Origin of the sequence: Geomonas subterranea, assembly GCF_019063845.1 — a bacterium.
In the GTDB taxonomy this organism is placed as follows: Bacteria; Desulfobacterota; Desulfuromonadia; order Geobacterales; family Geobacteraceae; genus Geomonas; species Geomonas subterranea.
This window is the reverse complement of sequence record NZ_CP077683.1, coordinates 3,094,493-3,117,691: the sequence shown is the minus strand read 5'-3', so window position 1 is coordinate 3,117,691 and position 23,199 is coordinate 3,094,493. Positions and strand designations below refer to the sequence as shown.

The 23,199-nt window shown below is 64.0% G+C and carries 20 protein-coding genes, 4 tRNA genes, 1 pseudogene and 1 riboswitch; of the genes and pseudogenes, 4 read left to right on the top strand and 21 right to left on the bottom strand.

The genetic code is table 11. The features are described from left to right. Positions 1 to 153: 153 nt before the first annotated feature. The 4 genes from KP001_RS13575 to KP001_RS13560 form a co-directional block, all read right to left on the bottom strand. The gene (locus tag KP001_RS13575; RefSeq protein WP_217286152.1) at positions 154 to 1,752 is read right to left on the bottom strand and encodes a hybrid sensor histidine kinase/response regulator; all 1,599 of its coding nucleotides are present in this window, start codon (positions 1,750 to 1,752) and stop codon (positions 154 to 156) included. Positions 1,753 to 2,024: 272 nt separating this feature from the next. Beyond that, a riboswitch (cyclic di-GMP riboswitch) is annotated at positions 2,025 to 2,101 on the bottom strand. A gap of 117 nt (positions 2,102 to 2,218) precedes the next feature. Next, complete coding sequence (locus KP001_RS13570) at positions 2,219 to 4,135, bottom strand: Lnb N-terminal periplasmic domain-containing protein (protein WP_239027778.1); 1,917 nt, start codon at positions 4,133 to 4,135, stop codon at positions 2,219 to 2,221. A 78-nt stretch (positions 4,136 to 4,213) separates the two neighbouring features. Beyond that, a complete protein-coding gene (locus KP001_RS13565; protein WP_217286151.1) occupies positions 4,214 to 4,684 on the bottom strand; it encodes a DUF3015 family protein in 471 nt (156 codons plus the stop codon). A gap of 292 nt (positions 4,685 to 4,976) precedes the next feature. After that, entirely contained in the window at positions 4,977 to 6,965 is a 1,989-nt protein-coding gene (locus KP001_RS13560; protein WP_217286150.1) for a methyl-accepting chemotaxis protein, read from the bottom strand. Between the two features lie 70 nt (positions 6,966 to 7,035). Here KP001_RS13560 and KP001_RS13555 point away from each other — a divergent pair, with 70 nt between their 5' ends. Continuing rightward, entirely contained in the window at positions 7,036 to 7,260 is a 225-nt protein-coding gene (locus KP001_RS13555) for a hypothetical protein (protein WP_217286149.1), read from the top strand. On the opposite strand, the gene KP001_RS13550 is transcribed toward KP001_RS13555, so the two are convergent. The 8 genes from KP001_RS13550 to KP001_RS13515 all read right to left on the bottom strand — a co-directional run bounded on the left by KP001_RS13550 (position 7,236) and on the right by KP001_RS13515 (position 14,620). Continuing rightward, complete coding sequence (locus KP001_RS13550) at positions 7,236 to 8,546, bottom strand: NCS2 family permease (RefSeq protein ID WP_217286148.1); 1,311 nt, start codon at positions 8,544 to 8,546, stop codon at positions 7,236 to 7,238. The genes KP001_RS13555 and KP001_RS13550 overlap by 25 nt on opposite strands. Positions 8,547 to 8,548: 2 nt before the next feature. After that, a complete protein-coding gene (locus tag KP001_RS13545; protein ID WP_217286147.1) occupies positions 8,549 to 9,100 on the bottom strand; it encodes a hypoxanthine-guanine phosphoribosyltransferase in 552 nt (183 codons plus the stop codon). 127 nt (positions 9,101 to 9,227) lie between these two features. Beyond that, positions 9,228 to 10,799: an amino acid adenylation domain-containing protein gene (locus KP001_RS13540; RefSeq protein WP_217286146.1), complete on the bottom strand. Its 1,572-nt coding sequence runs from the start codon at positions 10,797 to 10,799 to the stop codon at positions 9,228 to 9,230. Positions 10,800 to 10,819: 20 nt separating this feature from the next. After that, a complete protein-coding gene (locus KP001_RS13535) occupies positions 10,820 to 11,968 on the bottom strand; it encodes an acyl-CoA dehydrogenase family protein (protein ID WP_217286145.1) in 1,149 nt (382 codons plus the stop codon). A 29-nt stretch (positions 11,969 to 11,997) separates the two neighbouring features. After that, positions 11,998 to 12,657: a hypothetical protein gene (locus KP001_RS13530; RefSeq protein ID WP_217286144.1), complete on the bottom strand. Its 660-nt coding sequence runs from the start codon at positions 12,655 to 12,657 to the stop codon at positions 11,998 to 12,000. A gap of 20 nt (positions 12,658 to 12,677) precedes the next feature. Next, positions 12,678 to 13,664: an agmatinase family protein gene (locus KP001_RS13525; protein WP_217286143.1), complete on the bottom strand. Its 987-nt coding sequence runs from the start codon at positions 13,662 to 13,664 to the stop codon at positions 12,678 to 12,680. 25 nt (positions 13,665 to 13,689) lie between these two features. Continuing rightward, entirely contained in the window at positions 13,690 to 14,340 is a 651-nt protein-coding gene (locus KP001_RS13520; RefSeq protein WP_217286142.1) for a GNAT family N-acetyltransferase, read from the bottom strand. A gap of 22 nt (positions 14,341 to 14,362) precedes the next feature. Next, complete coding sequence (locus tag KP001_RS13515; RefSeq protein ID WP_217286141.1) at positions 14,363 to 14,620, bottom strand: acyl carrier protein; 258 nt, start codon at positions 14,618 to 14,620, stop codon at positions 14,363 to 14,365. 237 nt (positions 14,621 to 14,857) lie between these two features. Between KP001_RS13515 and KP001_RS13510 the strand changes: the two genes are divergently transcribed. Next, positions 14,858 to 16,537: a radical SAM protein gene (locus tag KP001_RS13510; RefSeq protein ID WP_217286140.1), complete on the top strand. Its 1,680-nt coding sequence runs from the start codon at positions 14,858 to 14,860 to the stop codon at positions 16,535 to 16,537. A 144-nt stretch (positions 16,538 to 16,681) separates the two neighbouring features. On the opposite strand, the gene KP001_RS13505 is transcribed toward KP001_RS13510, so the two are convergent. Beyond that, positions 16,682 to 17,269 carry an outer membrane beta-barrel protein gene (locus tag KP001_RS13505; protein WP_217286139.1) on the bottom strand — a complete coding sequence of 196 codons (588 nt, stop codon included), beginning with the start codon at positions 17,267 to 17,269 and terminating at the stop codon, positions 16,682 to 16,684. 97 nt (positions 17,270 to 17,366) lie between these two features. Then, positions 17,367 to 18,023: an isoprenoid biosynthesis glyoxalase ElbB gene (gene elbB, locus KP001_RS13500; protein ID WP_217286138.1), complete on the bottom strand. Its 657-nt coding sequence runs from the start codon at positions 18,021 to 18,023 to the stop codon at positions 17,367 to 17,369. Positions 18,024 to 18,089: 66 nt separating this feature from the next. Between elbB and KP001_RS13495 the strand changes: the two are divergent. Beyond that, positions 18,090 to 18,401 (top strand): annotated as a pseudogene (locus KP001_RS13495) (ATP-binding protein); the annotation flags it as partial. Positions 18,402 to 18,408: 7 nt separating this feature from the next. Here the strand turns inward: KP001_RS13495 and KP001_RS13490 are convergent. Further along, positions 18,409 to 19,602, bottom strand: a complete 1,194-nt coding sequence (locus tag KP001_RS13490; protein ID WP_496198567.1) for an MFS transporter — start codon at positions 19,600 to 19,602, stop codon at positions 18,409 to 18,411. 211 nt (positions 19,603 to 19,813) lie between these two features. On the opposite strand from KP001_RS13490, the gene KP001_RS13485 reads away from it, so the two are divergent. Next, a complete protein-coding gene (locus tag KP001_RS13485) occupies positions 19,814 to 19,972 on the top strand; it encodes a hypothetical protein (RefSeq protein WP_217286137.1) in 159 nt (52 codons plus the stop codon). An 85-nt stretch (positions 19,973 to 20,057) separates the two neighbouring features. Here KP001_RS13485 and KP001_RS13480 read toward each other — a convergent pair. The 6 genes from KP001_RS13480 to KP001_RS13455 form a co-directional block, all read right to left on the bottom strand. Then, positions 20,058 to 20,132: transfer RNA gene (locus tag KP001_RS13480), tRNA-Glu, on the bottom strand. 72 nt (positions 20,133 to 20,204) lie between these two features. After that, positions 20,205 to 20,280, bottom strand: a tRNA-Lys gene (locus KP001_RS13475). Between the two features lie 41 nt (positions 20,281 to 20,321). Continuing rightward, positions 20,322 to 20,399: transfer RNA gene (locus tag KP001_RS13470), tRNA-Glu, on the bottom strand. A 1-nt stretch (position 20,400) separates the two neighbouring features. Continuing rightward, positions 20,401 to 20,476 (bottom strand) — tRNA-Lys (locus KP001_RS13465). Positions 20,477 to 20,548: 72 nt separating this feature from the next. Beyond that, positions 20,549 to 21,847: an adenylosuccinate synthase gene (locus tag KP001_RS13460; protein ID WP_217286136.1), complete on the bottom strand. Its 1,299-nt coding sequence runs from the start codon at positions 21,845 to 21,847 to the stop codon at positions 20,549 to 20,551. Continuing rightward, entirely contained in the window at positions 21,840 to 23,162 is a 1,323-nt protein-coding gene (locus KP001_RS13455) for an ATP phosphoribosyltransferase regulatory subunit (protein ID WP_217286135.1), read from the bottom strand. The genes KP001_RS13460 and KP001_RS13455 overlap by 8 nt, the downstream gene beginning before the upstream one ends. Positions 23,163 to 23,199: the final 37 nt, after the last annotated feature.

Genomic DNA, 23,199 nt, shown 5'->3' with positions numbered 1-23,199 from the left:
GGCGGCGCTGAAAGGTGTTGTTTGGTTAGCAGCGGATAATTGTATCAGGCGGGGCGCCGGGGACAAGCGAGGTGGTAGTGCCGGAGACGGAGGAATTGTCCAGGTGGGGGAGAACTCTTTCCTACGAGGAGGAACGGGGGGGCTGCGCGAAGGCTAGGGGTGATATCCCGCCCCTTCACGGAGCTTGCGGAGCATGGTGTGCATCTGGTCCCTGTTGTAGGGCTTCGGGAGGAAGGCGGCATGCCGGTCGCTGTCGATGAAGGGGGAAACCTCCTTCTTGCCGTAACCGCTGCAGAAGAGGACGGGGAGCGAGGGCGCCTGTCTGCGCAGTTCCTGGTACGCCTCGACCCCGTCCATTTCGGGCATGGTCAGGTCCATCAGGACCAGGTCGATCTCCCGGGATCGTTCGCGGTAGACCTCGAGGGCTTCCCGTCCATTGCAGGCCGTGATGACGTTCAGGCCGAGTCCGCTCAAAAGGACGGTGCCGACCTGGCGCAGTTCCGGCTCGTCGTCGACCAGCAGGACGGTTCCTGTCAACCGTTCCCCGGACCGCAGCGGGGACGGAGAAACGGGAACGGCTCCGCTGCGCGGAGTCGCGGCAGGGCAGGTGGGAAAGAAGATCTTGAAGGTGGACCCCTCCCCGAGGGTGCTGGATAGCTGCAGCGCTCCGTTGTGGCTCCGGATGATGCCCATGGTGGCGGACATCCCCAGGCCGCGCCCGGTGAACTTGGTGGTGAAGAAGGGCTCGAAGAGCCGCTGCCTCGTTTCCTCGCTCATGCCGCAGCCGTCGTCACTGACTTCGAGGCAGACATACGAGCCCGGGGCGATGGTGTTGCCGAAGGCGTCCCGGCAGCTCGTTTCCGGGGAAATCTCGTGCGGCGTCAGGGCGATGCCCACCGTGCCTTTCCGGTCGCCGATAGCCTCCACCGCGTTGACCACGAGGTTCATGATGATCTGCTGCACCTGCCCCTGGTCCCCTTTTATCAGCGGGGCCCCCGGCTCGATCAGGTACCTGAAGGAGATCTTTTTCTTGAAGGCGGGCTGGAGCATGCTCACCACTTCACGCACCTGTGCGTTGAGGTCCACCTCCGTCCGCACCAGTGGGCTTTTGCCCGCGTAGTTGAGCATCTGGCGGCACAGGTCGGCGGCGCGGTTTCCGGCGAGCTCGATCTGGTCAAGGTGCCTCCGCACCTCCGTGGGCCCGGCCAAGCGGGCCAGGGCGCAGTGCCCGAGGATGATGGTCAGGATGTTGTTGAAGTCGTGAGCGATGCCGCCGGACAGCACGCCCAGGCTCTCCAGCCGCTGGGTCTGCTGCAGTTGCTGTTCCAGGGAGAGCCGGTATTCCTCAGCCTTCTTCCGCTCCGTCACGTCCCGGGCCACGTGCACGCAGGCGGTGATCTCGCCGAACTCGTTGTACAGTGGGGAAACCGAGATCTCGAAGAAGCCGCCAAGGTGCTTCTCCTCCATCTCCACGTGGGGCGCCTCGCCGTCCTGCAGCAGTTTCATGAAGGGGCAGGTTCCGGGGACGGTGCCGATCTCGTGGAAGAGCTCGTAGCATTTGCGGCCGGGGACCTCGGTCGGGCGCAAGCCGAGCCGCTCCGCCATGGCGCGGTTGGCCCGGGTGATGGTGTGGTGGGTGTCCGTGATGAAAATGAGGTCGGGGACGGCGTCGAAGGTGAGCTCCCATTCCCTCTTGCCGCGGCTGAGTGCTTCGTATAGAAACTGCGTGGTCAGATCACTGTCGACTACCATACCGTTACTCCGAGGAGGGGAACCAGACGTTCCGGAAGCGGTCGCCCTTTCCGGTCACTGAACCGCAGGTGCATCCCGGGGTGCAGCGAGATATTGAGATCGGAGCCAGTTTCCTGCTCCATGGGTGCTCCCGTGATCTGGCGCAAAGCGGCCCGTGGAGGGGAGGCCGTGACGGAACCAAAGAGCAAGCGGTGCATGGCCTCTTTCTCCTCCGGGTGCATTCCATTTCTGCACCGGACGCAAAAAAGCCGGGGCAGAATATCGAATGATATTTCGGCAACCCGGCTGTCTGCGAGAGACCCAATAGGCTTTCCGCCCCATCCTCGCGGATGGTTGAGTATTATCGTGTATCTTGCGATGTATTTAATTTTTGGACATTATGCTCTTAGCCCTAACTGAAGTCAACGCAATGACGGCAACGGAGGGGAACTTCCCTGTGAGTTGAATCACCAAAAGAGAAGTTTTGTCAGAAGTAGTAGTTCCACAAGAGGCTTTGTTCAGAAACGGTGTGGCCCGAGACATCGCCGAGGCTCAGGCTGAGACTCAGGCTCTGCTGCTGTGCCAATCGGAAGTTTTGCGACAGTGTTGCCTTGAGGGAAGTCCGGTCATCTCCGACGAGGTAGAAAAAGGCCGATCCTTCCAGGTGGATCTTCCACCAATCCCCGACCTGTTCCAGGACGCCCACACTGAGCCCGGGCGCCGCGGCGACCGGGCCGCGCAGGTGCTTGCCGCCGTCGACGGACAGTTCGGCCAATCCGTAGAGGATCCCTCCGAACGGGGATCTCCTGGCGAGACCTCCTCCGCTGTTCAGCCGGAACACGAGCGAGTCCCTTCCATCCTCCATCACCTCCGTGTCCCAGCCGGCCGCGACCTTCCAGGAGTACGGCTTGAAGAAGCGGTCCCGGGGGGCGGTGGAGAGGATGTCCAGCAGGTGCAGGCTGCGCAGCCGGGGACGTCCGGTTTCCGGCACGTAGTCGACCAGGGTGTCGAAGAACTTGATCTGCGCTCCCTTCAGGTACCCCTGGTCCGGGTCGAGCAGGCTGTGGAACTCGGGTTGCAGGTGCACGGCGCCGTACCACTCCCCGCGGCGCACGCCGCCCCCAAGGCCGATCTTGGAGGTGTGGTGACCGGCGTCGGGGGGCGCGGGGGGCGCGACGGCGTAGGCTGCCTCGCTCCCCGTGCCGAGGGCGCTGCGCTCGGCCAGGATCTTCAGGTAGAGCTTCGAGTAGGCATCCTGCTCCAGCTCCTTGCGGGCCAGGCGCAGCTGCACCAGCTCCGCGGCGAGATCCAGCACCTCCCGTTTATCCTGTTCCGTCCCGGGCGCCGCCGTCACGCTGCCGGGATGGCGCGTTCCCTGGGCGACGTCCAGGGCGGCCTGCTGCCGTTCCTCGTCGAGCAGCGACGCTATCTTGACGATGCGTGCCCCCTGCGAGGGGCGGTAGACCGCCTCGTCGAGGATGCCGCTGTCCTTGGCGATCTCGATGGTGTTGGTGGGGTGAACCAGCAGTCCCGTGCGGTCGGAGAGGTGCAGCGTGGGGCGCGCCGCCTCGATCAGGAACAGCAGGTTGTAGGAGCAGTTCTCGTCGAGGAAATAGTAGTCGGAGGCGATCCGCTGCAGTTCCAGGGCGTGCAGCAGCAGCTTGTCCACCTCTTCCCTTGTGAGCCGCAGGCGGTACTCCCACATGTCCCTGTGCTCGAGATCGCTGTACTCCTTCACCTTCTGGTAGTACGGCATCAGGGAGTAGTAACCCTTGTACAGCCCGGAGAGCCCCTTGAACGCGTAGAGAAACCCGTTGGCGTCGGTGGCGTCGGCCGCGTAGTTCACCGCGTAGGAGATGAGGTTGCTCTTGCTGGGGCCGTCGATCCTGAGCAGGGTGTGCCCGAACATGGAGGCCGGGCTGTTGATGTGCCCCACCGGGAACACCAGCACTGCGGCGCGCGCGTCGACGGTCCTTATCTGTTCCTGCTGCTCGGAGCAGAGCGCGGCGGGAAGGCGGGAGGGGTCGATGGAAAGCTCCCCGCTCAGCCAGGCAAGGCGCGCCGGGAAGCGGCAGATGGGATGTTCCCCGTCCGGGGCCTCGGGGCGGAAAAAAGCGGCGAGCGTCGCAGAGAGCTCGGCTGCCGGATCGGTCCGTCCGGTGGGGGAGAGGAAGAAATTGGGATCGGAGATCCGGCTTATGGTTTCTCCGGCGAGCGTCTTCTTGTAGTGCAGCAGGATCTGCCAGGGGCGCTGCTCCCAGAGGCGTTTTTCCACGGCCTCCTTGAGGAGCTGGTCGCGGTAGGCGAGGTCGGCGGCCGCCGCCGGCAGGGAGGTGAGGGACAGGGCGAGCAGCAGGGTACACAGGGCGCGGCGCAGCAGGGACATGTTCATTCCAATGCTCATCACAGAGGGGTGCTCCGGACATTAAAAAGGGTGCACGGTTTTGACCGTGCACCCTTGTAGCATACTTCCCGGAAAAAATCAGTTGTTGGTTACGGTGACGACGTTGTCGATGACCTCGGCCATCACGATCTTGTCGGAGGTGAAGATCTTGCCGAAGTTTGCCTGCAGCTTCGTTTTGTAGGCGTCACTCTGGGTGGAGGGGACGCCCATCATCTCGACGAAGGTGTCCAGGGTCTCGCCTTTACCCATGGCGATGTCCTTGGCGAGGTTGTCGATGTTGGCGCGCACGAACTGGTTCAGCTTCTCGTTCTGTGCGATCTTGCCCGGCTTCTGGCACTCTGAGGTGCCGGAGGTGATGCCGAAGGTCTGGGTGCCCGAAGTGCCGTTGGTGGTGGACTGCAGCACCTGGAACAGGATGGAGCCGTCGGCCTTGTTCTCCCACAGCATGGTGCCGAGGCCGCAACCGACGTTGGTGTGGGCCTGGCCGGCGGCAAAGGCGGAAGCGGAAGTCAAAAGAGTGAGTGCGAATGCGATGAGCAGCTTTTTCATGGTTGTTCTCCTTTTTTAAGGAAATTTTCACCCTAGTATATGGCCTGCTTTGTCACTGTCAACCACCACCTCGAAAAAGTTTGATGCGCCGGAGCGAAGTTCGCGAAACTCCGGTATCCAGTATATGCTTCCGCGGTGCGAGGAATAGCGCGCCTGAAAGCGAGCCTCCCCTGTAAAAGGGGAGGCGGCCGGATCACTTTTTACTGCGGGGAGTAGCCGGTAACCTGCCGGAATTCTCGGATTCTCAAGCACGACCAGTGCTGCGTTCTTTCCATCTTTTCGCGGTCCGCGGCTATGCCAGTTTGAAGCGTCCCACGATCTGTTGCAGCTCGCAGGCGAGGCTGGACATGTGCGTCGCCGCTTTTGCCGTCTCGTGTGCCCCTCCCGCCGTCTCCGATACCACCTCGGTTATGGTGCCGATGTTGGCCGTGATCTCACCGGTCACGGCCGTCTGCTGCTCGGCCGCCGTGGCGATCTGGTGGATCTGGGAGGTGAGTTCGTTGATGGCGTTCATGATGTCATCGAGCGCTTCACCCGAGCGGCGCGAGCTTTTCATCCCCGATTCGACCTCCTGAACGCCGAGCCTCATGCTCCCCACGGCACCGATGGTGTCGCTCTGGATCGCCTTGATCATGGCGCCGATCTCCTTGGTCGCCCGCGTGGTCCGTTCCGCGAGCGCGCGTACCTCGTCCGCCACCACGGCGAAGCCGCGCCCCTGCTCGCCGGCCCGGGCCGCCTCTATGGCGGCGTTCAGGGCGAGGAGGTTGGTCTGGTCGGCGATGTCCTCGATGGTCCCCACGATGGCGCCGATCTCGTCGGAGCGCGCGCCGAGGTTCTGTACCGTCTGGGCCGATTCCTTCACCCGTCCGGCGATCTTCTGCATTCCGACCAGGGTCTGCTGTACGACCTGCGCGCCGCCGCGGGCGGTATCGCTGGCACGATTGGAGGACTCGGCCGCCTGGGAGCAGTTGCTCGAGATGTCGTTGGAGGTGGCGCTCATCTCCTCGCTTGCCGTCGCGACCGTCCCCGACTGCGCGGCGACCTCCTCGGCGGCCGTGGCGATCTGTACCGCGGTCGCGCTCAGCTGCTGGCAGGATACCGAAAGCTGGCCGGTGTTTCGCGAGAGCTGCGAGACGATGCCGTGCACGTTGTCGATGAAGCGGTTGAACCAGATGCTTACCTCGCCCAGTTCGTCCTTGCGCCCCACTTCGAGCCGCCTGGTCAGGTCTCCCTCCCCTTCGGCGATGTCCTTGAGCATGCCGAGCATCCGGGTGAGGGGGCGGGTGATGCCCAAAGAGATGATGACGCCGAGGAGGCAGGTCCCGAGGCTCGCGGTTGCCGCCATTACCAGGCTGAGGATCAGGGTGAGCCGCGCGTCATGGGCGAGCCCCGCCGCGGTTGCCAGGATTTCTTTGGTGAGCACGTCCTCCACCTGCTTCATGGTGTCGATCTTCTCGGTGATGACCGGGAACCAGCTCTCCGCAGGAATGCCGAAGTGTCCGGAGAGCCCCTTGGAGAGCACCGCTCCCCTCATCTCTTCCACCTTGCCGAAAACCGGCGCCTTCGCTTTCTCCTCGTAGGCGGCGACCGCTTGTGAAGATGCGAACTTCCGGAACAGGTCCAGGTAGTCCTGCTGCGCCGCCAGGATGGTCATGGTCCGCTGCAGCCTCTCCTGGTCCAGGACGTCCGCCGCGAGGACCGCGTTGAGGGTCGCCCGCTCCTTGCCGGTCTCCTCCTTCGCCTTCACGAAGCTGTAGTAGGCGGTGGCCTGGCGCATCACCTCGCGCTTGCCGCTGGTGGTGGCGACGGCCCCCACCACGTCCATGTACGAGTTGATGAGCCCGGTGTAGAAGGCATAGGCCTGGGCGCCGGTCACCTGGAGGGTGTCGATACCGGCGCGGGTCTCCTTGAGCCTTGCGATGGCGCTTCCCGCCGCGTCGAGGCTTCCCTTCACCACCGCTACCGATGTCCCGTTCTTCTCCAGGAAGACGGTGACCGCGTCGATCTGCTGGTCCACCTTGGCCCGCTGACCGGCCAGTTCCTCCCTGAATTTGCCCCCTTTCGCGTTGAGGTAGCCGGACGTGTAGCCCCGCTCCTTCTGTATCTGGTGCGACAGTTCGCCTACCTGGACCGCCAGGGCGGTCAGCTTCTGGGTCTGGACCAGCCCCTGCAGGACCGCGTAGTCTTTCCTTGCGTTGTAGATGGAAAACACGACCATCCCGAGCACCGGGACGGCAATCATCAGTAACAGTTTGGTGCGGATTCTCAGATTCTGAAACATGATCGTTCCTTCCTTCGCACGGGATTCTCCAGCCTCTAATCCCGCGCCCGAGCGCGACTGGCGGCGCATTTTGACAGAACCACTCTCTGCCGTTGATATCCGTTTTCACTTCATCGGCGGCGTGACCGGGAACTTTAACGGGATCTTCGTGGGAGAGGCGGGGGGACGGGACGCGCAGCGCGCACCCGGCGGGCGGGGAGGGGAAACGAAAAAAGCCGCCGCACCTTTCGATGCGGCGGCTCATGTGGGGATGGTGAATCCGGGCGGGGCTTACTTCGCGCCGAAGAGGAAGTAGGAAAGCGACAGGAGCGCGAGCACCCACATCCCACCTTTCATTTCCCTGATGCGGCCGGTGGCCCCCTTCATCAGCGGGTAGGCGATGAAGCCCGCGGTCATGCCGACACCGATGTTGTAGGTGAAGATCATGAGCACCACGGTCAGGAAGGCCGGGATCAGTTCGGTGAAGTCGTCGAAGTCGATTTTCGCGAGCGGGCTGATCATGTAGGAGCCGATCACGATGAGGGCGATGCCGTAGGCGTGCGCCGGGACGATGGTGAACAGGGGCGCGAAGAAGAGCGCCAGCAGGAAGAAAAGGGCGGTGACCAGGGCGGTGAAGCCGGTGCGGCCCCCTTCCTCGATGCCTGCCGCTGACTCGATGTAGGCGCCGGTGGTGGTGGTGCCGAGCAGCGGCGCAGCCACGGTGGCGAGGGCGTCGGCCAGCATCGGCTTCTCGATCTCCGGGAGGTTGCCGTTCTCATCCAGGAGGTCGGCGCGCATGGAGAGGCCGAGGAGCGTGCCCACGGTATCCAGGAACGCCATGATGAAGATGGTCAGGATGATCGGGAAGAAGCCCGGGGTGAGGGCCCCGGCGAAGTCGAGCTTGAACAGGATCGGCGTGATGTCCGGCGGCATGCTCACGAAGGATTGCGGCAGCGGGGTCACCTTGAGGATGATCGACGCGATGGTGGTGACCACGATGCCGATCATCATGGAGCCGAGCACCTTGCGGGAGATGAGCACCACGGTGAAGAGCAGGCCGAAGACGGCCAGGAGCACGGAGGGGTGGGAGAGGTCGCCCAGTTTCACCGGCGCGCCGGGAACGCCCAAGACCACGATGCCGGTTTCGTTGAGGCCGATGAAGGTGAGGAACAGGCCGATGCCGGTGGCGAAGGCGCACTTAAGAGACAGCGGGATGGACTCGGCGAGCCAGCTCCTGACCTTGAACAGGGTGAGCAGGGTGAAGATGACCCCGGCGAAGAAGACGGCGGCCAGGGCGGTCTGCCAGGAGTAACCCATCACCTTGACCACGACGAAGGCGATGAAGGCGTTCTCGCTCATGTACGGCGCGATGGCGAAGGGGCGGTTGGCGAAGAAGGCCATGAGAACGGTGCCGAAGACGGCGGCGATGATGGTGGCGGTGGTGGAGGGGCCGCGCGGGATGCCGGCGTTCTCGAGGATGGCCGGGTTGACGATGATGATGTACGCCATGGTGAGGAAGGTGGTGAGACCGGCGATGATCTCGCGCTTCATGCTGGTGCCGAAGCGTTGGAACTGGAAGTAGGTGGCTATACGGGAGGTCATTGCTAGTTTTGCTCCTTCATTGCGTAGAGTGCGGGCAGATTGCGCCAGTATCCTGCTATGTCCATGCCGCAGCCGAACAGGAAGCGGTCCTCAACCTCGAGCCCGACGAAGTCGGCCTTGGCGCCGGGCGCCTTTCTGTCGTGGATCTTGTCCACCAGGACGGCGGTGTAGACCTCGGCGGCCCCCTCCTCCTTGCAGAACCTGGAGATCTCGGCCAGCGTCACTCCCTCGTCGAGGATGTCGTCGATGAGAAGCACCGTGCGCCCCTTCAGGGAGCGTTCCGGCTTAACCTTCCACAGCAGGTTGCCACCGAACATCTCCGCGCCGTAACGGGTCGCGTGGAGGTAATCCAGCTCGAGCGCGAACGGGAGCTTGTCCACCAGCTTGCCGGTCACGAACAGCCCGCCGTTCATGATGCAGAACGCGATCGGGTCGGTACCCGCCAGGCGCTCCGCGATTTCCCGCGCCATGCGTGACAGCGCCTCCTCGACTTCCTGCTCCGACCTCAGACAATCGGCCTTCTGGCGAATGTCCTCCATGTCCTTGAGTACCATTTCCGCTCCTTCGGAACATTTGTTTAAAGCCGCCGAACCATAGCAGATTTGTCGTGTAAAAACAACTAATTGAACTTTCATTAGTTGAGGTTTCCCGTATACGGATGTGGAGGGGGGCGGGGAGGGGTCAGGGGGTGAATTCGCGCTCCAGCGCCTTGCGGTCGATCTTGCTGTTGGAGGTGACCGGGAGGGCGGGGCGGCAGATAATCCGCTCAGGGATCATGTACTTGGGGAGGTGCGCACCGCACAGGCCGATGAGCTCCGCGGCCTCAAGGACGGCACCCTCGGCGTGGGAGACGTAGGCGACGATGCGGCTTCCGGTGAGCTCGTCCGGTATGGCGATCACCGCGGCCTGCCGTATCCCGGGGTGGCTGTTAAGGACGATCTCGATCTCGTCCAGCTCCACCCGGAACCCCTTGCTCTTCACCATGTGGTCCTTGCGCCCGGCGAAAACGAAGTTGCCATCGGCATCCAGCCGCACCAGGTCGCCGGTACGGTAGACCCGGGCGTGGCTGGACGGGTTGCGCGGATCGGGGCTGAAGTGGGAGGCGGTGCGCGCGGGATCGTTCCAGTAACCAAGGGCCACCGTGGCGCTCAGGACATGCAGCTCCCCCTCGCGTCCCGGTGCGGTCACCAGCTGTCCCGCCTCGTCGATGGCGAAGACCTCGAAGTTGGGGAACGGGGTCCCAATCGGTATCTTCCACGCCTCCTGCGGCAGTTCCTCCGGCACCCGGAAAAAGAGGGAGGAGTTGGCCTCGGTCTGCCCGTAGATGTTGTAGAAGGCGGCGGCGGGCATGAAGCGCTTCAGGACCCTCAGGTACCTGACCGGCATGATGTCCCCGGAGAAATGCACCAGGCGCAGCTTTCGCAGCGTGAGCCGCTCGAGCGCCCCCTGGTCGGCAAGCTTGGTCAGAACCGAGGCAACCGAGTTCCACACGGTGATCTCCTCGCGCTCCAGGAATTCGGCGAGGCGCACGGGAAAGGCGGAGAGCGCCTCCGGCACCAGCACCAGGGTGGCTCCCCCCTTGAGCGCGCAGAAGATGTCGAAGATGGAGAGGTCGAAGTGCAGGGGCGCATGGTTCGCGACCCGGTCGGTTTCCCCTAAGCCGAAGAATTCGGTGGCCATGTCGATGAAGGTGAGGGCGTTCAGGTGGGAGATGACCACCCCCTTGGGCGAGCCGGTGGAGCCGGAGGTGTGCAGGATGTAGGCGGGGGAGGCGCCGCAGACCTGGGGGGAGAGGGGGAGGTGGGAGTACAGATACAGGTTTTCCCAGGGGAGGCACTCCACCCCGGCCGGCCCGGCGCCGGGTGCGGTCACAACCGCCTTTTCGAGTTTCACCCCTTCGCCCCCCTCGGCGAGGATGCGCTCCAGCTGCTCCCCGGACGAGATGGCGAGGCGTATCCCGCAGTGGTCGATGATGGAGCGAAGACGCGGCACCGGGGAAGCGGGGTCGAGCGGCACGTAGACTGCGCCTGCCTTCAGGATGCCGAAGAGGGCCACGATGCACTCCACCGACTTGTTCAAAAGGATGCCCACGCGGTCGCCGCGCCTGACCCCGTTGCCGGCCAAAAGGGCCGCGAGCCGGTTGCTCGCCTGTTCCAGCTCCAGGTAGGAGAGCTGCCGGTCCTTGCAGCACACCGCCTGCCGCTCCGGGAACGACTTCGCGCTTTGGGTCAGCAGTTGCTGCAAGAGGTACATGGTCTGCTCCTTCCGCCCCCCTAGAGCCCAAGGAAGCTGGCGATGATGTTTCTCTGGATCTCGGAGGTGCCGGAGTAGATCTTCCCGGCGATGGCGTCGCGCAGGTTGCGCTCGAAGTCGAACTCGGTGGAGTAGCCGTAGGCGCCGTGTATCTGCAGGGCGTCGGTGGCGTTTTGCACGTAGCTTTCGCTTATGAACAGCTTGGCCATGGCCGATTCCAGGGGGGCGCGCCGTCCGGCGCTCTTAAGCCCGGCGACCCGGTGCAGCATGAGGCGGGAGAGCTCGGTGCGCAGCTTCATGTCGGCGATCTTGTGCGAGACCGATTGGCACTTCCCGATTGCCTGGCCGAACTGGCGCCGCTGGCGGGCGTACTCCACGCATTCCTCGAGGATCTTCTCCATGGCACCCAGGTGCGCGGCGAAGAGGCAGCTTCTCTCCCACTCCATCTCAGAATTGAAGATGGCGGCGCCGTTCCCCTCCGCGCCGAGCCTGTTCTCCTCCGGGATCTCGCAATCCTCGAGGAAGACCTCGCCCAAGGGGCAGGTCCTGAGCCCCATGGTTTCGAGAGGGCGCCCCACCGAAAACCCGGGTGTCCCCTTCTCGACGATGAACGCGGAAATCCCGGCGAATCCCTTGCGGCCGTCGGTGACGGCGAAGACCAGCAGGAGGTCCGCGATGGGGGCGTTGGTGATGAAGGTCTTGGAGCCGTTGAGCAGGTAGCGGTCGCCGCGCTTCTCAGCGCTGCAGCGCATGCTGAAGGCATCGGATCCCGCCTCCGGCTCGGTCATGGCGTGCCCCCCCTTGAGTTCGCCGGAGATGAGGCCGGGAAGGTACCGTTGCCTTTGCCGGAGGGTGCCGAAGCGGTTGATGGGAGATTCGCAGGTCCAGATATGGGAGTTGAGCGAGAAGATGAGGCCGCTGTCCCGGCAGGCGTAGCCGAGCCCCTCCATGGTGGCTACCGCGGTCATGGTGTCGAGACCCAGGCCGCCGTACTCCTCGGGCATGGTGATCCCGGGGATGCCGAATTCGGCGCATTTGCGCCACCCCTCCTCGGAGAACTCTCCTTGTTTCTCCCGTTCCTTGGCCCCGGGGTTCAGGTCGCGGCGGGCGAATTCAATGGCCAGTTCTTTGAAGCTCTCCTGCTCGGTCGTGAAGTTTGTCGGCTCCATGAGTGCCTCGCGCGGCCGGTGCCGGCCAGCTACAGGGTGAGCAGCAACGAGACGGCGCCGTAATGGGAAGGGACGCCGGCCTCCAGTTTCAGCACGTCGAAGGTCGTTATCGAGATGCGCTGCAGCTCCCTGACCTCGTCGATGTAGGCACGCCGGGTAGGCTCGTCCAGCGCTTTTCTCATGCCCGGGCAGGCGTAGAAAAGGCACTTGAGGGGGCGCTGCGCCGCGGACAGCAGGCAGCCCCGGTCTCCCAGGTGGGAGCAGCGGGAGAGTTGTGGTTCATCCGGCGTGGGGGGCACAGGCGCCGCGGTGGGCTTTCGCCGCAAGGCCGAGGCCAGCCGGGCCCCGTAGTACAGGTGCAGCGGCGGCGCGCTGCGGGGGGCGTACCGCTGCACCTCGTCGGGGGTGTGCCGTCGCAGCCAGTAGTCGATGACGGTGAAGTAGCGCTCGGAAGGCTCATGGCAGCAGGCTCCCCGGCAGTCGAAGCAGCGGGCCAGGCCCGGGAGGTTCAGCGCCGCGATGCGCGTCTGGCAGGCGATGCGGTCGCGGTTGAGCCGGTCCAGGGATTCGCGGGCCCGCTGCGAAAGCTCATGGTCTTTGTCCAGCAGGTGATGGCTCAGGCTGGACACCCTCTGGAAAAGGCGGTAGGGCCTGGAGAAGTGCCAGAAGTCCTGGAGGTTCCGGTACATGTCGCTCCCCGGCCCGGAGGTCAGCCCCGGTCCTTCTTGCGCTGGGCCACGCCGGAGAGGGCGTAGATCAGGGCCCAGGCGGCCAGGTGGGAGGAATACCCGTGCGGGTCCTGCCCGGGGTAGACCTCGACGAAGTCCAGCCCGTCGATACCCGCGCGCCCTATGGCCTGCAGCGCCGGCAAAAGCTCGCTGGGGAGGAGCCCGTTGAAATCGGCGGGGCCGCCGGGGTTGTAGCCGGCATCGATGCAGTCGCTGCAGATGGTGACGAAGACGTGACGGGTCTTCTCGTGGGCGACCGCGATCGCCTCCTGGGTCACCTCCGTCATCCCGCGCTCGCGGATCTCCCTGGTGGTGAAGATGCGTGCCCCCATGCTGCAGGCGTATTCGTACTGCGCCGGCGAATTCCGCGGCCCCCTGATCCCCATGTGCACGATGCTTTCCTTGCGGACCCTCGGGAGCTGCGCGATCCGGTGCAGCGGGCCGCAACGGGGGAAGAGGTCCGCCCCGAAGGACTTGGCGTTGTCGAGGTGGGCGTCGAAGTGGATTATCCCTATATCGCCTTCCCCCGCATCCCCGAGCGCGCGGACGATCTCCGGGGTGAAGGAGTGGTCGCCCCCCAGCACGAACGGGATGCTGCGGTTGCGGTAGACCTGCAGCATGGCCTTATGCACGTTGGCCATGGTCTCCGCCGCATCGTTGGGGGTCACCGGGATGTCGCCCATGTCCCCGAGCTGCAGATGGTCGAACAGGTCGATCTCGTACTCGGGCAGGAACCCGCCGTAGCGCGCCGAGGCGTGCCTGATGCTGCGCGGAGCCAGCTCGCAGCTGCTGAAGGAGCCCCAGGTCACCGTACCCTCCCAGGGGACCCCGGCGACGATCACGTCGGGGCCGGTCGGGAGGTTGCGGGGATCGACCACCGGGACGCCGAGAAAGGAAGGGGTATCCCCGTACACCCTGGGGAGGGAGGCTTTCCTGTTGGGGACCATCGGGATCTCTTTGCTGTTCATGGCGGCTCCTTTGACCTCGCGCGCCTCAGGGGGCGCTCTGGCTGTTTACGTTGAGCTTCTTCGACAACAGCACCCGGCTCGCCCTCACTCTTTGCAGCTCGCGCCAGCGCAGGGTCCGGTGCACCCACAGCGCCGGGAGGTTGTCGGCCCAGAAGTAGCCGTAGGCCTTGGTGATCCCCCTTTTACGCAGCAGGTGCAGCGTTCCGTTTTGCAGCGCGGCGGCAAGGTTTCCCCCCCGGTGCGCCGGATCGACGAACATGTCGAAGGTGTAGGCCTCCCCGGGGGCGCACTGGATCCCCAGCCAGAGCTCGTCGGGATGGGCGGTGGCGCGCGTTTCCTGCCGGCGGTCGGCGCACCAGATGTCTCCCGCCACCGTTTCCCCCTTGACCAGCGCGAACCCGCGGTATCCCTGCCCGAGGTAGTTGAGCGCCTTCAGGTACCTGCTCTGGAACCGGTACACCAGGCGACGTTGCGCAAGCAGTTCCGTGCTCAGCTCCAGGACCGATTCGTCGGGAGGGCGCTTGAAATCGGTCACCGGCCGCAGGGAGTCGAGCGCAATCTCCACCGGTACCGCCACCCTGTTCAGGTAGAACACGTCGCGCAGCAGGGTGCGCCAACCGCCGGTAAGGACCATCTCGCTGGCCTGGACCAGCCGCATCTTGCAGTACAAAAGCATGGTACCTCCAGCGCCGGCGCCGCTACCCCTTGGCGCCCAGCTTGAAGTTGATGAAATCGGCGACGGCTGAAATGGTCTCGAAATGCTCCGGAACTATCTCGGTATCCGCGATCTCCACACCGAATTCCTTTTCCAGGTATGCGATCAGTCTTTGCACCCCAAGGGAATCGACAATCCCCTTGTCTATGAGGGAGTCTGAAGGGGACAGGCTGGCTTTGTGGCCGGGGCCTGCCATCTCGGTTTCTATGAACGACCTGATGGTGTCGGTGTAATCGGCCATCTCTTCCTCCTGTATCAGATGTTGGCGGGCGTCGGCTGTATCGGCGGAGCGGCATGGTCTATGTGACCTGTACCACGTCTGGCTCCGACGTATGGGAATGCGGTTGGTTTATTATAATGACAACTTTGTAATCTTGGCACGCACCCTAGTGTACAATTGCCCGATTGGCTGTCAAGGGCGGTCACGCCTCCTTCTTTTTTGTTCCACTGCGGCGACCAAAGATGCTACCTTGGCGCAATGTCCTGGAAGATCATCGAAAGAAAACGGACCCTCCTCGCCGGCGAGAGCGGCCCCGGGCGCGGCAAAAGCGGCGGGCGACTCTCCTGCTGCCTCGTGTACCCCAACCGCTACCACTCCGCCATGAGCAACCTCGGTTTCCAGGCCGTTCACGCCATGCTGAACGCGTACCCGGAGGTCACCTGCGACCGCGCCTACCTGCCGGAGCGCGACGAACTCGATGAACTGGAAAGGACGCGGGGGACGCTCCTGTCGCTCGAGGGAGAGCGCCCGCTTTCCTCGTTCGACCTGATCGCCTTTTCCATCTCCTTCGAAAGCGATTACCTGAACCTTCCCGCCATCTTCAGGCTCGCCGGCATCGATCCCTACGCCGCAAAACGCTCGCCGCTGCAGCCGCTCGTTCTGGCAGGGGGGGCTGCGCTCTTTTTGAACCCCGAGCCGGTCGCCCCGTTTCTCGACCTGGTCTGCATCGGTGAGGCCGAACCGGCCCTGCCACCCCTGCTGGAACTGTTGCAGCGGGGGGCGTCATCGCGCGAGGAACTCCTTCTCGAGGCGGCGGGGCTTCCGGGGATCTACGTCCCGTCGCTCTACCTGCCTGAATTCGAAGGGGCGCGCCAGACAGCCTTCAGCCCCTCTCCCGGCGCCCCGGCCAAGGTCCGGCGCGTCTGGGACCCCGATCCCGCCAGTCCCCCGACCGTTACCGGAATACATACCGAGGCCACCGAGTTTTCGGGGATGCACCTCGTGGAGATCTCCCGCGGCTGCCCGCGCGCCTGCCGTTTCTGCGCGGCCGGGTTCATCTATCTCCCCTACCGCACCAGGAGTCCGGAACTGGTGCGCCAGGCGGCGCTTGAGGGAGTGGCCCAGGGGAGGAAGGTGGGGCTGGTCGCGGCGGCCGTGTCAGACTACGCCGGCATCGGGGACCTCTGCTGCGACATCGTGGACGCCGGCGGGAAGTTCTCGGTTTCCTCATTCCGCATCGACCACCTGGACGGGCGCATGATCGAGGCGCTCAAGGCGAGCGGGCAGAAATCGGTGGCGCTGGCGCCCGAGGGGGGCTCGCAGCGGCTGCGGGACCTGGTGAAGAAGGGAATCGACGAGGACCAGATCCTGGCGGCCTGCGACATGCTGGTGAGCCATGACATCCTGAACCTGAAGCTGTACTTTATCATCGGCCTCCCCACCGAGACGCAGGAGGACCTGGAGGAGCTGGTGGCGCTGGTGCGAAAGATCCGGGAGCGGGTGCTGGCGGCGGCGAAGGAGAACCGGCGGCTGGGGGAGATTCAGCTCTCGGTGAATCCCTTCATCCCCAAACCGTTCACCCCCTTTCAGTGGTGCGCCATGGAACCGGTGAAGTCGCTGGAAAAGAAGTGGAAGTTCCTGCAGAAGGAGCTGGGGCGGCTTTCCAACCTGAAGCTGCAGATGGAAAGCCCGCGCGAGGCGTTTCAGCAGGCGCTGCTGTCACGCGGCGACCGCAGGCTCGCGGAGCTGCTGGTGGCGGCGGACCGGCTGGGGAACTGGAAGGAAGCGCTTCGGGAGTGGGATCTCGACGCCCAGGCGCTGGTCAACAGGGATATCGCACTGGACGAACTGCTCCCCTGGGACTTCATCGACGGAGGGGATGTGGAACGATTGCGGCGGGAGTACCGGAAGGCGCTGGGCGAAACCGTTGGCGGGTAATACCTCCCTCTCCTTCGGGAGAGGGGCGGGAAAGCAAGGAGCAGCATCCGGAGTCCCCGCCCCCGGAGGGGGAGGGACAGGGAGGGGGCTGCTGCCTGGTGCCCCTCCCGGCCTTCCCCCTCCGTGAGGAGGGGATGCCGCTACCTAGTTGAAGAAGAACCTTGCCCCGACCGTGAAGGAGAGGGCGGAGGGATCGAACTTGCCGGTCCCGTTGGGGCCGTCGACATCGGCCTTGAAGGCCTCCACCCCTTTCACCTCGAGGTTCAGTGCCACCTGGCGGTTCATGAAGCAGTCGAGCCCGCCGCTTACGTGGGCGCCCACCGTGGTGTTGGTGTACTTCTTGTCCAGATCGTTGATCAGTACGTCGATTCCGGCGCCGACGTAGGGGACCACGTGCTGCCGGCCGGGGAAGCGGTACTGGGCGCCGATGGAGACGTCGGTCACGTCGGCATCGCCGAAGCTGGACGCGTCGAAGGTGGTGCGGCTCACCTCCATCTCCATGGCGACGTTGTCGTCGATGCCGAACAGAAAGCCGATTCCGCCGGTAAGCCCGGCATCGGTGGAAACCACCATCCTGCCGTTGACGGTGTCGACCTCGGATTCCGCGGGGTTGCTCACCCCGATCTTGCCGCTGATCGCGATCCTGCCTCTGAGATCCTCCGCGGAGGCTTTCCCTGCCATGGGGGCTGCCAGGAGCAGCGCCGCCGCGCAGAGCAGTAAGGTTTTACGCATGTATTTCCCTCCCAAAAAGCGTTCATGAAACAGCGGCATATTAAGTTAAAACGTCCCGCTGTTCAAGCCCTAATGAAGCCAGGGGGGAGGGGGCGCGCTACCTGGTCAGCTCCAGGGTGGCCTTGATCGCCTTGTCGATCCCCTTGGCCGCCTCGGAGATGCCGCCTGCCAGCATGTAGGCGGGGGTGGAAACGATCAGGTGGTCACGGTCCACCACGCATTCGGTGGCCGCGCACTCCACGTGGCTGCTGCCGGTGGCGCTGATGGCCTGGGCGGTGCCCGGGTCGTTGCCTATGGTCAGCCTGGGGGCGAGGTCCTTGCCGAGGGCGAGGGCAACCACCGCCGGGGCGATGCAGATGGCGCAGATCGGCTTCTTCGCCGCCGCCATGTCGCGGATCAGCTTGAGTACGTCCGGCTGCACGCTCCCGTTGGGCCCATCGAAGGCGAAGCTGCACAGGTTTTTGGCCGCGCCGAAGCCGCCGGGAAGGACGATGGCGTCGAGTTCAGCCGCCGTAGCGGTTTTCACGTCGGCGATGTCGCCGCGCGCGATGCGGGCCGCCTCGACCAGCACCTTCCTCTTGGCACCGGTCTCCTGCATGGTCAGGTGGTTCACCTCGTCCAGTTCGATGTCGGGGGCAAGGCAGACGGCCTTGGCGCCATTGCTGTCGATGGCAAGGAGGGTCAGTACTGCCTCATGTATCTCGCTTCCGTCACGGACGCCGCAGCCAGAGAGTATTACGCCTATCTTCTTCATGCAGATGCCTCCTGTCTTGTGGATTGGGGTTCGACTGCGATATTCTAAGCGGGATGTTTCCGCTGTGCAAGTGGTTCTGACGGCGGCCAAAAGAACTCTGCGTCAGAATGTTACAGCTTCTCCGCTTACGGTGATCACGGGAGCCTGCCCGTCGCGCACGTTGTGACTGTAGTGGATCAAGTTATGCCAGTGAAAAGAAGAGCTGAAATAGATGTTTCCCGCTGCACCGGCTGCGGTCGCTGCGTCGCGGCCTGCCCAAAGCGTCTGCTCACCCTCGAGGTGGCCGGTTACCACAAGCACGCCCTGCTGACCGGATGGGAGAAGTGCGATGGCTGCCTCGCCTGCCTCCCCGCCTGCCCGGTGCGGGCCATCTCCTGAACCGCCTCTACTCCCCCAGCTTGTCCACCTGCAAAAGTCTCGGGAAGAGCCGCATCCACAAGAGCACCACGACCATGGTGCCGACCCCGCCGATCAGCACCGCCGGGACGGTGCCGAAGAGGGCGGCCGTGACGCCGGACTCGAACTCCCCCAGTTGGTTCGAGGTGCCGATGAACATCGAGTTCACGGCACTCACCCTGCCGCGCATCTCGTCGGGCGTCTCGATCTGCACCAGGGACGCCCGTATCACCACGCTCACGATATCTGCCGCGCCGAGGACCATCAGCGCGGCCATGGAGACGGGGAACGAGGCGGAGATCCCGAAGATCACCGTGGCGACGCCGAACAAAAATACGCTCAGGAACATGATGCGCCCCACACGGTGCCGCAGCGGATGGCGGGCCAGGAACAGCGAGACCCCGAGCGCCCCGAGGGCCGGGGCGGCGCGCAAAAGCCCAAGCCCCAGTGGCCCGGTATGCAGGATGTCCCTGGCGAAGACCGGCAGGAGCGCCGTGGCGCCGCCGAGGAGGACGGCGAAGAGGTCGAGCGAGATCGCGCCCAGGATCTCCTGGCGGCTCCTTATGAAGGCGATCCCGGCGAAGAGGGAGCGCAGCGTCGCAGGCTCTCGCTTCGCCGGCGCGCGGTCGAGGCGGATGCGGGACAGAAGCAGGCTCGCCGCGAGAAAAAGGAACGAGGCGCTGGCGTAGACGGTGGTGGGGCCGAGGGCGTAGAGAAGCCCCCCCAGGGCGGGGCCCGCGATGCTGGCGGTCTGGTTGGCCGATGCGGACCAGGCCGAGGCGCGCGGAATCATTTCCTGGGGCACCAGCCAGGGGACCAGCGCCAGCATGGTCGGCCCCTCGAAGGCGCGCAGCGCCCCAGCCACGAAGACGATGGCCAGGATCCCGTCCTTGTGCAGCCAGCCGCCATGGGAGCCGAGGGCGAGCAACGCGAGCGCGAACCCTTCCAGTATTTGGCAGGTGCCAGCGATGCGCCTTCTGTCGTAGCGGTCGGCCACGTGCCCCACTGCCAGCGTCAGCAGGAACATGGGGAGGAACTGTGCCAGGCCTACCAGGCCGAGATAGAAGACCGAGCCCGTGAGGGCATAGATCTGCCACCCCACGGCCACCGCCTGCATCTGCAGCGCGACCGACGAGCAGACCCGCGCCAGCCAGAAAAGCCGGAACGGTTCATGTTTCAACACTGATTGCTGGATGTGTCCTGCCGTATCGGTGGATGTCATAGCCGAGAGTGACCCGCATTTTTGTGGCATTGCGCCGGTGACGCGACAATATCTGGATTCGCCCGACTGTTGTAAATGACTTTGCCGCTGTTGACAACAGGGTTCTTTACCCTAATCTTCAATGGGTGGCGAGTTCACCGGCAAATTCTGTTTCGATCAAAGGAGGAAGGTCATGCTTTACTTCATCAAGCAGAATACCATCCACACCTATCCGGTAGCCAAAGGGTGCACGGCTTCCTACGAGCAGGAGCAGTTGCGCGACACGGTGCCGTACGAGGTGCAGGAGTGTCCCTACTGCATGAAGGTCTGGCCGGGAAGAAAGGACGACTGAGGCCGGCAGGATCGATAGAGCGAAGCGGGGCTGCAGAAATGAGAAAAGGCCGCTTTCCCGAAGGGGAAGCGGCCTTTTCCGTTGATGGTGATCCCAAGGGGACTTGAACCCCTGTTACCGACGTGAAAGGCCGGTGTCCTAACCACTAGACGATGGGACCGAATTGTTGCATCCCGTCCCATCAGGGTTGGGGGCTGTCGCAAGGCCCAGTCATGCGACAGTAAAAAAAGGGTGGTGAGCCGCGTTGGGATCGAACCAACGACCACCTGATTAAAAGTCAGGTGCTCTACCAACTGAGCTAGCGGCTCGCTTAAGCTCTGTGCCAAGGCACAGGCGCTGTTTGTTTGAGTGGCGTCCCCAGCCGGATTTGAACCGGCGTCGCCGCCGTGAAAGGGCGGTGTCCTGGGCCGGGCTAGACGATGGGGACGTGGTGAGCCGCGTTGGGATCGAACCAACGACCACCTGATTAAAAGTCAGGTGCTCTACCAACTGAGCTAGCGGCTCAAACAGTGCAGCGAAGCAAGAACAACCTTATAGCAAATCGATTTCTGCCAGTCAACACTTTTTATTAAAAAATCAACCGCGCTCGAACGGGTTCCTGAGCACGATGGTTTCATCGCGGCGCGGGCCGACGGAAACCAGCACCACCGGGGCTCCGGAGAGCGCCTCGACGCGCGCCACGTAGTCCTGGGCGTTCTTCGGGAGCTCGGCGAGGCTCTTCGCGCCGGTGATATCCTCGGTCCAGCCGGGGAGTTCCTCGTAGACCGGGGTGCACTGCTCCATCACCTCGAGGCTCGCCGGGATCTCGTCCAGGATCTGGTCGTTGTACTTGTACGCGGTGCAGACCTTGATGGTGTCAAGACCGGTCAGGACGTCGAGTTTTGTGATGGCGATGCCGGAGAGGCCGTTCACGCGCACCGCGTAGCGCGCCACGAGCGCGTCGAACCAACCGCAGCGGCGCGGACGCCCGGTGGTGGAGCCGAACTCGCGTCCGGCCTGGCGCAGCGCCTCGCCGGTCTCGTCCAGAAGCTCGGTCGGGAAGGGGCCGCTACCGACGCGGGTCGCGTAGGCCTTGGAGATGCCGATCACCTCGTGGATCTCCCTGGGGGAGACGCCGCTGCCGGTGCAAGCGCCGCCGGAGCAGGTGGAGGAGGAGGTGACGTACGGGTAGGTGCCGTGGTCCACGTCGAGCAGGGTCCCCTGGGCCCCTTCGAAAAGGAGGCTCTTGCCTGCCTTGATGTCCTTGTGCAAGAGCAGCGAGGTGTCGGCCGCGTACTTCCTCAGCGTCTCGGCGTACCCCATGTACTCGTTGTAGATCTCCTCGAAGGTGAACGGCTGGTCGCCCAAAAGCTGGGTGAGGATCAGGTTCTTCTCGTCGAGCACCTCTTTCACCTTGCGGGTGAAGGCCTTCTCGTCGAGGAGGTCCATGAGGCGGATGCCGCGGCGGCCGATCTTGTCTTCGTAGGCGGGACCGATGCCGCGGCCGGTGGTGCCGATCTTCTTGGCGCCGGAGTTCCTCTCGCGGGCGATGTCGATCCGCTTGTGGTACGGCATGATGATGTGCAGCGCCTCGGAGAGGAGCAGCATGCCGTCATCCTTCAGGTACCCGTTGCTCTTCAGACGGGTGATCTCCATGATGAAGACTTCCGGGTCGAGCACGACGCCGTTGCCGATCACGCAGCGCTTCCCTTCATGCAGGATGCCGGACGGGATCAGGTGCAGGATGACCTTCTCGTCCCCAACCACCAGCGTGTGTCCGGCGTTGTTCCCCCCCTGGTAACGTACCACGTCGTCGGCATATTCCGTATAGATGTCGACGACCTTGCCTTTGCCCTCATCGCCCCACTGGGCACCAATTACAACGACGTTAGCCATGATTCTCCCCTTGCAGATCGAATTTCAAATCGAGACCTTTATCGAACAACTCCTGCTTGCTCACGGTCACGGCGCGACGGTCGGCGACCCTGACCAGGTAAAGCTGGTCGGCCGCGCACTGTTCGGCACCGATCACCAGGAGCATCCGGATGTCCATCTTCTTCGCGTACTCAAGCGAGCTCTCGAAGTCGCGCTTGATGATGTCCCTGGCGCAGGTGAAGCCGAGGCTTCTCAGCTTCTGCGCCACTTCCAGCGCCTCGCGGCGCTCGTCCTTTTTGTTGAAGACCAGGAAGTCGCGGCTGCTGGAGGCTTCCACCTCCGGCCTCTTGGACATGCTGGCCAAAAGCGCGAGGATGTTGAAGGCGAACCCGGTGGCGTGCGCCGGGTAGCCGTACTTCTCGGTGAGGTCGTCGTAGCGCCCGCCACTGCAGACCGCCTCGCCGACGCCGGGGACAAATCCCTCGAAGGTGATCCCGGTGTGGTAGTCGAGCCCGCGGATCTCGCCCAGGTCGATGGTGAGGTGGTCGGCGACGCCGTATATGTCGAGGATCTCCACCACCTGGGTGATGTTGTCCAGCGCCCGGCGCGAGCGTTCGTTGCCGGCGATGCGGGCGGCTTCCTTGAGCACCTCGCGGCCGCCGTAGAGCCTGGGAAGGAGCGCGATCTCCTCCTTGACACGGTCCGGAGCCCCGGCCGCCTCCAGGATCGAGCGTACCGCGGTGACCTCCTTCTTGCTGATGGCCTCCTGCAGCTGCCTCTGCACCTGAGGTGAGAGCCCGGAGGCGTCCATGATGCCGCGGTAGAACTCCACCTGGCCGAGGTCGATCTTGAAGCCGTTGAAACCGAGGTTCTTCAGCACCTCGACCGCCATGGCGACCATCTCGGCGTCCGCTTCGGGGGAGTTCAGCCCGATCAGCTCGACGCCGGACTGGAAGATCTCGCGGCTTCTGCCCGACTGCATCTGCGCCTGCCTGAGCACGCGGCCGGAATAATAGATCCGGTGGGGCAGGGGAAGCGAGTGCATCCTGGTGGCGACGATGCGCGCCACCTGCGGCGTGATGTCCGGAGGTATGGCCAAAAGCCTGCCGGTCTGGCGGTCGTCGAAGCGGAAGGTCTTGCTGCGCAGTTCGTCACCCATGCCCAGGGCCAGTACATCTTCGAACTCGAGCAGGGGGGTGATCATGCGCCTGAAGCCCCAGAGTTCGAAGACTCGATGGATGCTGTCGGCGATGAAGGTGATCTTGTCGGCAGTTTCCGGGAGAAAATCGCTTACCCCTTTGGGGAGGGGTGCTTCAATGCATGCGGGGTTGGTCACGGGTCGTCCTAACGTCCGGGAGTACCGGCAGTCCGGC

Coding starts and splice junctions, on each gene's coding strand:
- KP001_RS13520 (WP_217286142.1), bottom strand. CDS start 14,340: ATGCTTTTGTACTGCAAGATGCGGCTGGTCCAGGCCAGCGAGATGGTC.
- KP001_RS13565 (WP_217286151.1), bottom strand. CDS start 4,684: ATGAAAAAGCTGCTCATCGCATTCGCACTCACTCTTTTGACTTCCGCT.
- KP001_RS13550 (WP_217286148.1), bottom strand. CDS start 8,546: ATGACCTCCCGTATAGCCACCTACTTCCAGTTCCAACGCTTCGGCACC.
- KP001_RS13535 (WP_217286145.1), bottom strand. CDS start 11,968: ATGGAGCCGACAAACTTCACGACCGAGCAGGAGAGCTTCAAAGAACTG.
- KP001_RS13515 (WP_217286141.1), bottom strand. CDS start 14,620: ATGGCCGATTACACCGACACCATCAGGTCGTTCATAGAAACCGAGATG.
- KP001_RS13575 (WP_217286152.1), bottom strand. CDS start 1,752: ATGGTAGTCGACAGTGATCTGACCACGCAGTTTCTATACGAAGCACTC.
- elbB (WP_217286138.1), bottom strand. CDS start 18,023: ATGAAGAAGATAGGCGTAATACTCTCTGGCTGCGGCGTCCGTGACGGA.
- KP001_RS13545 (WP_217286147.1), bottom strand. CDS start 9,100: ATGGTACTCAAGGACATGGAGGACATTCGCCAGAAGGCCGATTGTCTG.
- KP001_RS13560 (WP_217286150.1), bottom strand. CDS start 6,965: ATGTTTCAGAATCTGAGAATCCGCACCAAACTGTTACTGATGATTGCC.
- KP001_RS13505 (WP_217286139.1), bottom strand. CDS start 17,269: ATGCGTAAAACCTTACTGCTCTGCGCGGCGGCGCTGCTCCTGGCAGCC.
- KP001_RS13485 (WP_217286137.1), top strand. CDS start 19,814: ATGCTTTACTTCATCAAGCAGAATACCATCCACACCTATCCGGTAGCC.
- KP001_RS13525 (WP_217286143.1), bottom strand. CDS start 13,664: ATGAACAGCAAAGAGATCCCGATGGTCCCCAACAGGAAAGCCTCCCTC.
- KP001_RS13530 (WP_217286144.1), bottom strand. CDS start 12,657: ATGTACCGGAACCTCCAGGACTTCTGGCACTTCTCCAGGCCCTACCGC.
- KP001_RS13570 (WP_239027778.1), bottom strand. CDS start 4,135: ATGAGCATTGGAATGAACATGTCCCTGCTGCGCCGCGCCCTGTGTACC.
- KP001_RS13460 (WP_217286136.1), bottom strand. CDS start 21,847: ATGGCTAACGTCGTTGTAATTGGTGCCCAGTGGGGCGATGAGGGCAAA.
- KP001_RS13540 (WP_217286146.1), bottom strand. CDS start 10,799: ATGTACCTCTTGCAGCAACTGCTGACCCAAAGCGCGAAGTCGTTCCCG.
- KP001_RS13510 (WP_217286140.1), top strand. CDS start 14,858: ATGTCCTGGAAGATCATCGAAAGAAAACGGACCCTCCTCGCCGGCGAG.